Origin of the sequence: Tautonia sp. JC769 (assembly GCF_040717455.1) — a bacterium.
GTDB lineage: Bacteria > Planctomycetota > Planctomycetia > Isosphaerales > Isosphaeraceae > Tautonia.
The window spans coordinates 1-10,086 of record NZ_JBFEFH010000032.1 but is presented as its reverse complement, the minus strand read 5'-3'; the positions used below and the strand labels follow the sequence as shown (position 1 = coordinate 10,086).

Sequence of the window (10,086 nt, the reverse complement as noted above, 5' to 3'; positions counted from 1 at the left end):
CTGCTCATGATCTCATTTAAATCATTCAAAACGGCGGTTGGTCCTGATCCGGCGGCGGCAACGGGGTGCCCCGGTAGAACCGCTGGTTCTCGGCCGCCCAGACCTTCTTGGTGAACAGGTCGTCGCCGTTCTCGGCCCGGAGCGCCTTGGCCACGGCGTTGAACTTCGCGTCCAGCTCGTCGGCGTAGTGCAGGATCATCGCTTCGAGCGTCGCCGGGGGCTTCGGCGACCCGAACTCGGTCTTGCCGTGGTGGGCGAGGATCGCGTGCTCCAGCAGCAAGAGCGTCTCGACCGGGAAATCCCCGATCTCCCGCGCCGTGTCCCGCACCAGGTCGCGACCCATCAAAATGTGGCCGATCAAGTTCCCTTCGGTCGTGTACTTCGCCTCGATCGGGTGGTATTCCAGCTCGCGCAGCTTGCCGATGTCGTGCAGGATCGCCGCGGCCACGATCACATCGCGATTCAAGGGCGGGTTCAGCTCGTCGTAATACCGCCCGTAATGCTCGGCCAGCATGATGCTGACCCGCGTCACGCTCCAGAGGTGCTCGACCAGGCCCCCGGTCACGTTGTGGTGCATGTGCGACGCGGCCGGCATCAGCTCCAACTGCTTCGCGTGCCCTTCCAAAATGCGCCGGACTAGCTCCGAGAGCTTCTCGTCCTCGATGTACCGCCCGACGAATTCGAGGATCTTCCCCAGCCGGTCGCCGCTCGGGAATTTCGACCGTTCGACCAGGTCGCCGTAATCGAACCCGTCCGCCTCGTCGTCCGGGCCGCCCGCGGGCCGCAGGTCGATCAGCTTCAGTTGCAGGCCGTACCGGGCGTTGAATTCCCCCCGCGCCCGGATCCGATACGCCAGCCCGTCGGTCCAGCCGTCCGACTGCTTCAGCAAGCGGTGGTCCGACCACAAGGGGGCCTCGACCGTCTGATCCCGGTCGCGGAAGAAACACTTCACGAACGGCTCGTTCTTCTTCGTCGTCCCCTTGTCCCGGCTCACGAGCACGGCGAAGCACTCGGCCTCCTGCCCATCCTGGAATTCGCCGAGCCGGATCACCGGGCTTTCAATGCCGCTGGCCATGATAATCGTCGCTCCCCCTCGGGGCTTGAGGGTGCCGGGTGCGTCGGGAGGGTCGATCGCGCTCGAAGCAAGCACACCACGCGCGGGATCCCGTCTCCCCTTCATCGGCTCGGAGACGGCCCATCCTGAAGCGTATCATCTGTCGAGTATGATGCAAATTGATACAGGTGATTGCAACCTGACCAAAAGGCCACCATGTCGCCCCGGGGCATCGTGCCGCGTCGATCGCCACGACGCCTACCGCCGTTGTCTTCGGCGCGATCCGACCCGATCGGCGGCCGATCGGGACACGGGCCCCCACCCTTCGGGCCGATGATCGAAGGCACGGCGCGTGGCGATCGCGATCGAGGCCGGCCCGACCCCGGGCCGTCTCGCCGCGATCCGGCCCGGGACGACGGCCCCTGCCCCGTCGCCCGGGGGCATTGAGATTGAGGATGACCCGCCACGATCGGATTCTCACGACGGGAGCCCGGTCGGGCGGGGCGCGTAAGCGCAATCGGCATCGAAGCGACGACACGGAGGTCGTGAATGGGATGCTCGGGACTCCGAGGCCGTCGAAGGTTCGGGGCACTCGCGGCGGCCGTCCTCGGCCTGGTCCTCGGCCCTGGCCCGGGACCCGGTCCCGAGGCGCGTCTGGCCCTGGCCGGTGAGACCGGTCCCGTCCGGCCGTCGCCGCAACAGGTCGGCCTCCCCGGTCCGCTCCGGGTCTCGGGGCCCTATTTCGTGGACCCGAGCGGCCGCGTGATCCTTTTGCGCGGGATCAACCTGGCCGGCGATTCGAAGGTCCCGCCGTTCGCCCCCCGGGTCGGCCCGGCCGACCTCGACCGCGTGGCCGACCTCGGCTTCAACGTCATCCGCCTCCTGTTCCTCTGGGAAGCCTACGAGCCGAGCCCCGGGGCCTATGATGAGGCGTACCTCGCCTCCGTCATGGCCGTCGCGGCCGAGGCCGCCCGGCTCGGCGTGTTCACGATCGTCGATTTCCACCAGGACGGCTTCTCGCGCCACGCCTCCTACGGCACCGGCGACGGCTTCCCGCGCTGGGCCGTCTCCCCCCGTGGCCGCCCCTCGGCCCCCAACAACGGGCCGTTCAGCTCCGACTGGCCCCTGATGATGGCCCTCGACCCGACCACCCATCGCTCCTTCGCCGACTTCTTTGCCGACGAGCACGGAGTACGATCCCGCTACTTGCTCATGATTTCACGAGTGGCGTCGAGCTTCGTGACGATCCCGGGCGTCATCGGCTACGACCTGATCAACGAGCCCTGGGGACACGAGCGTCGCGAGCTGGCCCCGCTCTACCGAGACGCCGACGCGGTCATCCGGGCCGTGCACCCGTCGGCGATCCTCTTCCTCGAAGGGCACGTCAAGACGAACACCGGCATCCAGACCCGCCTGCCCCGCCCCGACTTCGGGCCTGTCGCCTACGCCCCGCACTACTACAACCCGTCCACCATCGTCCTGCGCCACTGGCACGGCCTGACCGCGACGATGGACCTGGCCTTCCACCACATGACCGCGACCGCCGCGGCCTGGAATAGCCCCCTGTTCGTCGGCGAGTTCGGCATGGACGCCCGGGTGACCGGCAGCGGGGCCTACGTGGAGGAAGTGTACAACCGCCTCGACGCCGCCTTCGCCTCCGGGGCGCACTGGAACCTGACCCCCGGCTGGACCGAGCACCTCAAGGACGGCTGGAACGGCGAGGACTTCAGCATCCTCGACCCCTCCGGCCGCCTCCGCCCCAACTACCGCCCCCGCCCCTACCCCCGCGCCACTGCCGGCGAGCCGACCCGCTTCGCCTTCGACCGCGGATCCCCGCGATTCAAGGCGAGCACACTCGAATACGACTGGATTCACCACCCCGATCGCGGCCCGACCGAGATCTTCGTCCCCCGCCTGGTCTTCCCCCCCGGCTTCCCGGCCGAGGCCCGCGCGGCCGACCCGTCGGCCATCGTCTCCGTCTGGTACGACGAAGCCGCCCAGCTCCTCCGGATCCAGACCGACCGCCCGACCGCCGTCTCGCTCCGGGCCCGCGCCCGCTGAGCCGCGGGGCCCGCAGGCTCGCCGCGTTCAGATCAGACCACCGACCGGAAAAACTCCAGGGTCCGCTTCAGGCCGTCGGCCCGCTCGACCTTCGGCTCCCAGCCCAGGATCTCGCGGGCCCGGGTGATGTCGGGCCGCCGCCGCTTGGGGTCGTCCTGCGGCAAGGGCCGGTAGTCGATGGTGCTCTTGGTGTTGGGCACCATCGCGATGATCTCCTGGGCCAGTTCCAGGACCGTGATCTCCGAAGGATTGCCGATATTGACCGGCATCGATTCGTCGGAGAGCAGGAGCCGGTAGATGCCATCCACCAGGTCATCGACATAGCAGAAACTGCGTGTCTGTTGCCCCTCGCCGAAGACGGTCAGCGGCTCGCCCCGCAGGACCTGGCTCATGAAGGCCGGCAAGACGCGGCCGTCGTTCAGGCGCATCCGGGGGCCGTAGGTGTTGAAGATCCGGACGATCCGCGTCTCGACCCCGTGGTAGCGGTGATAGGCCATCGTGATCGCCTCGGCGAACCGCTTGGCCTCGTCGTAGCAGCCCCGGGGGCCGATCGGGTTCACGTGGCCCCAGTAATCCTCCCGCTGCGGGTGGACCTCGGGGTCGCCGTAGACCTCCGAGGTGCTCGCCAGCAGGAAGCGGGCGTCCTTGGCCTTGGCCAGGCCGAGCGCATTGTGCGTGCCGAGCGAGCCGACCTTCAGGGTCGGGATCGGGTGGGCCAGGTAGTCGGCCGGGCTGGCCGGGCTGGCGAAGTGCAGGATGTGATCGACCGGGCCGTCGATCGTCAACGGCTCCGAGATGTTATGCAGCACGAAGCTGAAGCCGGGCTCGTTGCGCAGGTGTGCGATGTTCCGCTCGAGGCCGGTCAGGAGGTTGTCGACGCAGACGACCTCGTGCCCCTCGCCCAGGAACCGCTCGCACAGGTGCGACCCCACGAACCCCGCCCCGCCGGTGATCACCGTCCTCACGTCCGAACCCTCCTGGATGCATTCTCTCCACCCGACCTTCGGGCGGAGCCACGATAGCGAGGCAAGGGGCCGCTCGACAAGGCGAACCGCCGATCGCCCGGAATTATCGGTCCCCAAGCTGCAACAGGTCTTCCATCGCGTACCGTCCCGGCGGCTTGCCGGCCAGGTAGCGGGCGGCGTCGAGCGCCCCCCGGGAGAAGCCGTCGCGGTTCAGGGCGCGGTGCGACAGCTCCAGGCATTCGCCCATCAGGCCGAAGACGACGGTGTGCTCGCCGGGGTTGTCGCCGGTCCGAAGCGCGTGCAGGCCGATCTCGCCGGTCGGCCGCTCGCCGACCAGGCCGTGCCTGCCATGCACGAATCGGTCGGTCTGGATGCCTTCGGCCGCCACCTCGGCCAGGCGGAGGGCCGTGCCGCTCGGGGCGTCCTTCTTGAAGCGGTGGTGCCGCTCGACGATCTCGATGTCGGCCGACTGGCCGAGCGTGCGGGCCGCCACGCCGACGAGGTGGAAGAGCAGGTTGACGGCCTTGCTGAAGTTCGCCGCGATGAGGATCGGGATGCGGTCGGCCAGCTGCTCCAGCTCGGTCCGCTGGGCCGGCTCGAAGCCGGTCGTGCCGACGACCAGCGGGACGCCGTGCTCGCCGCACCAGCGGCCGATGGCCAGCGAGGCCTCGGGGACCGAGAAGTCGATGACCACGTCGACGGGCGTGCCCGGCTCGATCGCGCTGCCCAGGCAGACGCCGAGCGGGCCGAGGCCGACGATCGGCCCCACGTCGCCGCCGATCCGGGGGTGCTCGGCCCGCTCGATGGCCGCGGTCAGGGTCAGGTCGTCGGCCTCGTCGATCAGGGAGAGGATCCGGGCACCCATCCGGCCGGTCGCGCCGTGCATGGCAAGGTTCAGGGGTCCAGCGCTCACGGTCGGTCGTCTCCGAAGGGGGGAATGAGGGTCCGGGCCGGGGCCCGGCTCAGGCCGTCGGCGGGGCGTCGGAGTAGAGGCCGATGGTCCGGATGATCGCGTCCAGCTCGTTCGGGACGACGACCGGCCGGTTGGCGAAGCCGGCCCGCTTGACCCCCCGCGAGCCGAGCACGCGATCGAACTCCTCGCGGTCGGCCGAGTGGTAGGCGACCGTCGCGTTCGGGTCCTTGAGCTGGTGGCCGGTCAGGATGCAGACGACCCGATCGGACGGGGCGATGATCCCTTCCTCCCGGAGCCGCTTCGCCCCGGCGACGCTGGCGGCCGAGGCCGGTTCGCACCCGAGGCCGCCGGCCCCGACGCGGGCCTTGGCGTCCATGATCTCCTGGTCGGAGACCTGCCGGACGACGCCGTCGCAGACGTCGAGCGCCCGGAGGCACTTCTTCAGGTTGACCGGGCGGTTGATCTCGATGGCCGAGGCGATGGTCGAGGCCCGGATGTGCTCCAGGTCGAGGTGGTCGTAGTAGGCCTTCGAGATCGACTCGTCCGGCAGGCCGCTGTTCCAGAGCAGGCCGCGGGAGCGGACGAGCTGGTCGAGGGTCTGGGCCCCGGCGGCGTTGATGACCGCCAGGCGGGGGATGCGGTCGATCAGGCCGAGGTAGTGCAGCTCCTGGAAGGCCTTGCCGAAGGCCGACGAGTTGCCGAGGTTGCCGCCCGGCACGACGATCCAGTCGGGGACCTCCCAGCCGAGGGCCTCGAGGACCCGGAGCATCACCGCCTTCTGGCCTTCGAGGCGGAAGGGGTTGACCGAGTTCATCAGGTAGATGCCGAGGCGGTCGGCCACCTCGCGGACCCGGGCCAGGGCGTCGTCGAAGTCGCCGACGATCTGGATCGTCAGGGCGCCGTGGTCGAGGGCCTGGGCGAGCTTGCCGTAGGCGATCTTGCCCGAGCCGATGAAGATGATCGCCTTGAAGCCGAAGTCGGTGGCCGAGCAGAAGACGGCCAAAGAGGCCGAGGTGTTGCCCGTGCTGGCGCAGGCGACGCGGCGGGCCCCGACCATGTTGGCGTGGCTGAAGGCGGCGGTCATGCCGTTGTCTTTGAAGCTGCCCGAGGGGTTCATCCCCTCGTACTGGAGCAGGAGGTTCCCCTCGTTGACGCCGACGTACTGGGCGGCCTTGGTCGAGGGGCGGAGCAAGGTCTGCCCCTCGCCGATGGTGACGACCTTCTCCGGCGGGACGAAGGGCATCAGGTCGTGGAACCGCCAGACGCCGGAGAAGCAGAGCGGGTCGAGCCGCCGCGACCACTTTGCCTCGAAGTCGCTCAGGCGGGACGGGACCGGCAGGCGGTCCCAGTCGTAGATGACGTCGAGCAGGTCGCCGCAGTCGGGGCAGGAGAAGACGGCGCGATCGACCGGCAGGGTGACACCGCAACGCGGGTTGATGCAGCGCTGATAGGCCAGGTCGGTGTCGGTCCGGGGCAGGGTCGAGGTCGAGACGGTCATCGCGGCGTTCCTCGCGGCGTTCCGAGCGGATTGGCGGCGTGGCACGAGGGTCGGTCGGGTGACCGAGCGACCCGCACTCCCCCGATCCGGCGGGCCGGGTCGGCCCGCGTGTTCGAGGAACGCGGTCGAGCGGGCCGTCGCCAGGTCGCCAGGCCCTTGTACTTTAGCGGCGCGAGGGGCCGCTCGACAAGGAGGCGTCGGCCGGCGCCCCGACGTCCGGGTCGTCGGGGGCCGGGGCGTCGGCGGCCGGCGCCGGGCCGTGCTGCAGCCGCTGATAGACCTCCTCGCGATGGATGCTCACGGTGTCGGGCGCCTCGATGCCCAGGCGGACCTTGTCGCCGTGGACGCGGACCACGGTCAAGGTCACGGTGTCTCCGATCCGAATCCGTTCCCCGATCTTGCGGCTCAAGACCAACATGGTGCGGGACCTCCTGCGTCCTCGGGGGCCAATGGGGACAAGACCTCAGGGCCGGGCGGATTGTAACCTGAACAGCCGTTCCGATGCAAGCCTGTTCCCTGCTCCGCCGGGCCGGGCGGCGGGCTCCGCGCGATGGTCGGCCCGTCGACGGGCCCTCGGCAGTCGTTGCCTCGCGTCTCGCGTCTCGATCAATCACGCCCTGAGGATGCATACGAGGGTGCATTTCCCCCGTGACGGTTGCTCATGACGAACATCTTTTGCAACGGTGCTTGACTCCCTGGCGACTTAAGTATAATTACGACGGAATGCTCATGCCCATGCATGCGCTTTCCGCTGCATTGCATGACGTGGCTTGCGGCGATCGTGGAGTCGTGGGCCGATTTCCTTTCCTGAACGATGTCTGAGTTCCGCACATGCCTTCAAAGTCGACCACCGCGACGAAGTCTGCCGGCGCGTCGAAGTCTTCGGCCTCCTCGACCGCGACCGCCACGGCCCGCCGATCCGCCCCGAAGCGGGGCAAGGGCCCGTCGGCCAACGTCCGGCAGGCCGCCGAGCTGCTCAAACAGGTGTCGGATCCGACCCGGCTGCAAGTCTTGATGTTGCTGACCGAGAAGGAACGCAACGTCTCCGAGCTCTGCACCGACCTGGGCTCGACCAGCCAGCCGGCCGTCAGCCATCACCTGGCCCTGCTGCGTCACGGCCGGTTGATCGAGCCGCGACGGACGGGCAAGCATAATTATTACTACCTGACCGATGCCGGCCGGGAACTGGCCCAGGTGGTCGACGCCATCGTCTGATCACCCTCACCTTTGGCCGATCCATCGTTGTTTGGGATTGCCGACGCCCGACGCCCTCCCCCCCTCTTAAGTTACCGGTCTCGTTTGGCTGCGTTTGTCGCCCACCTCGTTGGTGATGCCGGTTTGTCTGGATGATTGAAGGCCGTGTTGCCGGCGGGAGCCCTTCCCGATCGGCAGCACGGCTTCGCTCGTGAGTGCGGGTCGATCGCCGGGCCGCCCCGGCAGCAAGCGCGGATGACGCCGACCCCCGCAGCCCGGGGGCGTCGGACGCCCTCGGGGATGGATGCGTGCCGGGGCCGATCGCGAAGGGGAGTTCAGCGAGGAGACTCGGCCGGCGCGGGGGCCGAGGCGGGATCGTCGGCCGGCGCCACGGCGGCGATGGTTAGGTTATCCTGGACCCGTTCGACGCCGACGGTCTCGACGGCCAGTCGGACGGCCTTGCGGCGCAGGTCGGCGTCGGGCACGGTGCCGTGCAGGACGACCACGCCCCCTTCCTTGGACTCGATGGCGATCTCGGCCCCGGTCAGGGCCTTGTCCCAGCGGATCCGGCTGTAGACGCGGGCCTCGACGCCGAGGTCTTCGACCCGCTGCTGCACCTCGGCGGCGCGTTGGCGGACGTCGTCGGACAGGTTGCGGAAGTTCTGCTGGAGGCGATTGAGGAAGCGGTCGACCTGCTCCCCGGCGCGTTCGGCGGCCCCGCGGTCTTGCGGGCCGGGTTCGGGGGCCTGGGCGGACGCCGGGGCCGGCGGCGTCGCGAGCAGCAGGCCGGCGCCGAGGATCAGGGCGGGGACGGTTGACGGGCGGTGTCGCGGTTGCATGGTCGGAATGCTCCTGCCTGGAAGGCCGATCCGGTCCGCCACCCCGACGGGCGGTCGGTCAACGGGATCGGGCGAATCGTGATCGAGGATCGGGATGAGCAAGCCTCATGCCAACGCCGTCGGTGGCTCCGGTGCGGGGGGGGACGATCGCGGCGGTTCTTCCCGAGAATCGTTGCCTGAAGGAGGGTTTCCCATCGCCTGGCTTCCACCGCATTCACGATACGTGGGTGACCCCCTGTTGCTCGCCAACCGAGGGCGCGGGGCGCCGAGCGATTTCGGGGCGGCCTCACGCGGCTGCGCCGCCCCGGTTGGCGAGCAACCGGGGCCGCCCCGGGGTGCGTCTTCGAGGACTCGACGGGACCCCAGAACCGACACCGACGCGACGTCATCCGTCAATCGGGGGCCTCGGAGGTCAACGCGGGGGATTACGGGGTCCGGGCCAGGTGATCGCGGACGAGGTCGAGGCCGAGGCCGATGTCGCGGATGCGGGCGGCCTGGTCGCCGACCTCGCGCTCGATCATCAGGGGGCCGGCGTAGCCGACGGCCTTGAGGGTGTCGAGGAAGCGGGGGATGTCGACCTCGCCCTGGCCGAGCGGGACCTCCTCGCCCCAGTGGCCGGGGGTGGTGGGGCGTCGGGCGTCCTTGAGGTGGACGCTGACGATGTCGGGGCCGAGGATCTCGACGGCCCGGATCGGGTCGCCCATGTCGTAGAGGAGCATGTTGGCCGGGTCGAAGTTGACCTTGAGGGTGGGGGAGGCCAGCTCGTCGAGGGTCTGGCGGAGCAGGTCGGCCGGCTCCTGGCCGGTCTCGAAGGCGAGGGTGATCCCCTGCTCGGCGGCGAGTCGACCGGCCTCGCGGAGGGTGTCGAGGAAGGCCGGGCGGCCGGGGTCGCCGGGGTGGGGGATGAAGCCGGCGTGGAGCATGAGGTGGGTGAGGCCGAGTTCTTTGGTCCGGCTCAAGGCCCACTTGAGGCGATCGATGCGCTCGGCGCGGAGGGATTCGGGGCCGAAGCCGCCGGTCTCCTTGATGATCTGGGGGCTGGTGTAGTCCTCGCCGGGGAAGCCGAGCATGGCGCCGGTCATGGCGAAATCGGCGGCGAGGGCGGCCTGGGGCATGGCGTCCCCCTCGTCCCAGGAGGCGTGGTGCGGGTCGCCGCAGGCGATCTGGGTGGCCTTGACCCCCAGCTCGGCGAGCAGGCGGTTCAGCTCGGGGATGCTGGTGACCTGGAGGCTCCAGCTGCAGACGCCCAGGGTCAGGGGCTCGAATGATTGACTCGACACGGCGGCACCTCGTCGGGGATCTCGGGGAAAAAACAGGGGTGGGGACGGTGGGTCGGCAGGTCAGGACATCCGGCCTGCGGTCGGGGAATCGATCCCTGGGACCGACCGGCAAGGCCGAAGCCCGCCCGCGCTCACGATGCACTGTCATACCATCGCCGGGGGCAGTCGGCCACGCCCCGGAGCGCGATGACGGGGGACGGCCCGGGGTTTCGCCGTCCCGTCGTCCCGTAGGGTGCCGTGGCGTCCCCGAAGACGCACCTCCCGGTCCTGGTGCGTCTTCGG

Annotated in this window: 9 protein-coding genes; 2 read left to right on the top strand and 7 right to left on the bottom strand. The window is 69.5% G+C overall.

All coding sequences use genetic code 11. From position 1 onward, the window contains the following. Nucleotides 1-25: 25 nt before the first annotated feature. Nucleotides 26-1,075 (bottom strand): HD domain-containing protein, encoded by a 1,050-nt coding sequence (locus AB1L88_RS23265; RefSeq protein WP_367099092.1) that lies wholly within the window; start codon nucleotides 1,073-1,075, stop codon nucleotides 26-28. Between the two features lie 528 nt (nucleotides 1,076-1,603). On the opposite strand from AB1L88_RS23265, the gene AB1L88_RS23260 reads away from it, so the two are divergent. Beyond that, nucleotides 1,604-3,115 carry a cellulase family glycosylhydrolase gene (locus tag AB1L88_RS23260; RefSeq protein WP_367099091.1) on the top strand — a complete coding sequence of 504 codons (1,512 nt, stop codon included), beginning with the start codon at nucleotides 1,604-1,606 and terminating at the stop codon, nucleotides 3,113-3,115. 32 nt (nucleotides 3,116-3,147) lie between these two features. On the opposite strand, the gene AB1L88_RS23255 is transcribed toward AB1L88_RS23260, so the two are convergent. The 4 genes from AB1L88_RS23255 to csrA form a co-directional block, all read right to left on the bottom strand. Beyond that, nucleotides 3,148-4,080 (bottom strand): UDP-glucuronic acid decarboxylase family protein, encoded by a 933-nt coding sequence (locus AB1L88_RS23255; protein WP_367099090.1) that lies wholly within the window; start codon nucleotides 4,078-4,080, stop codon nucleotides 3,148-3,150. Nucleotides 4,081-4,183: 103 nt separating this feature from the next. Further along, nucleotides 4,184-4,993 (bottom strand): 4-hydroxy-tetrahydrodipicolinate reductase, encoded by an 810-nt coding sequence (gene dapB / locus AB1L88_RS23250; protein WP_367099089.1) that lies wholly within the window; start codon nucleotides 4,991-4,993, stop codon nucleotides 4,184-4,186. A 49-nt stretch (nucleotides 4,994-5,042) separates the two neighbouring features. Further along, entirely contained in the window at nucleotides 5,043-6,491 is a 1,449-nt protein-coding gene (gene thrC / locus AB1L88_RS23245) for a threonine synthase (protein ID WP_367099088.1), read from the bottom strand. A gap of 163 nt (nucleotides 6,492-6,654) precedes the next feature. Further along, nucleotides 6,655-6,909: a carbon storage regulator CsrA gene (csrA, locus tag AB1L88_RS23240; protein WP_367099087.1), complete on the bottom strand. Its 255-nt coding sequence runs from the start codon at nucleotides 6,907-6,909 to the stop codon at nucleotides 6,655-6,657. 413 nt (nucleotides 6,910-7,322) lie between these two features. Between csrA and AB1L88_RS23235 the strand changes: the two genes are divergently transcribed. Next, nucleotides 7,323-7,706, top strand: coding sequence for a metalloregulator ArsR/SmtB family transcription factor (locus AB1L88_RS23235; protein WP_367099086.1), 384 nt, complete (start codon nucleotides 7,323-7,325; stop codon nucleotides 7,704-7,706). A gap of 314 nt (nucleotides 7,707-8,020) precedes the next feature. Here the strand turns inward: AB1L88_RS23235 and AB1L88_RS23230 are convergent, their stop codons facing one another. Continuing rightward, nucleotides 8,021-8,524 carry a BON domain-containing protein gene (locus AB1L88_RS23230; protein WP_367099085.1) on the bottom strand — a complete coding sequence of 168 codons (504 nt, stop codon included), beginning with the start codon at nucleotides 8,522-8,524 and terminating at the stop codon, nucleotides 8,021-8,023. A gap of 425 nt (nucleotides 8,525-8,949) precedes the next feature. Then, complete coding sequence (locus AB1L88_RS23225; protein WP_367099084.1) at nucleotides 8,950-9,804, bottom strand: sugar phosphate isomerase/epimerase family protein; 855 nt, start codon at nucleotides 9,802-9,804, stop codon at nucleotides 8,950-8,952. Between the last annotated feature and the right edge of the window lie 282 nt (nucleotides 9,805-10,086).

Coding starts and splice junctions, on each gene's coding strand:
- AB1L88_RS23265 (WP_367099092.1), bottom strand. CDS start 1,075: ATGGCCAGCGGCATTGAAAGCCCGGTGATCCGGCTCGGCGAATTCCAG.
- AB1L88_RS23260 (WP_367099091.1), top strand. CDS start 1,604: ATGGGATGCTCGGGACTCCGAGGCCGTCGAAGGTTCGGGGCACTCGCG.
- thrC (WP_367099088.1), bottom strand. CDS start 6,491: ATGACCGTCTCGACCTCGACCCTGCCCCGGACCGACACCGACCTGGCC.
- csrA (WP_367099087.1), bottom strand. CDS start 6,909: ATGTTGGTCTTGAGCCGCAAGATCGGGGAACGGATTCGGATCGGAGAC.
- AB1L88_RS23235 (WP_367099086.1), top strand. CDS start 7,323: ATGCCTTCAAAGTCGACCACCGCGACGAAGTCTGCCGGCGCGTCGAAG.
- AB1L88_RS23230 (WP_367099085.1), bottom strand. CDS start 8,524: ATGCAACCGCGACACCGCCCGTCAACCGTCCCCGCCCTGATCCTCGGC.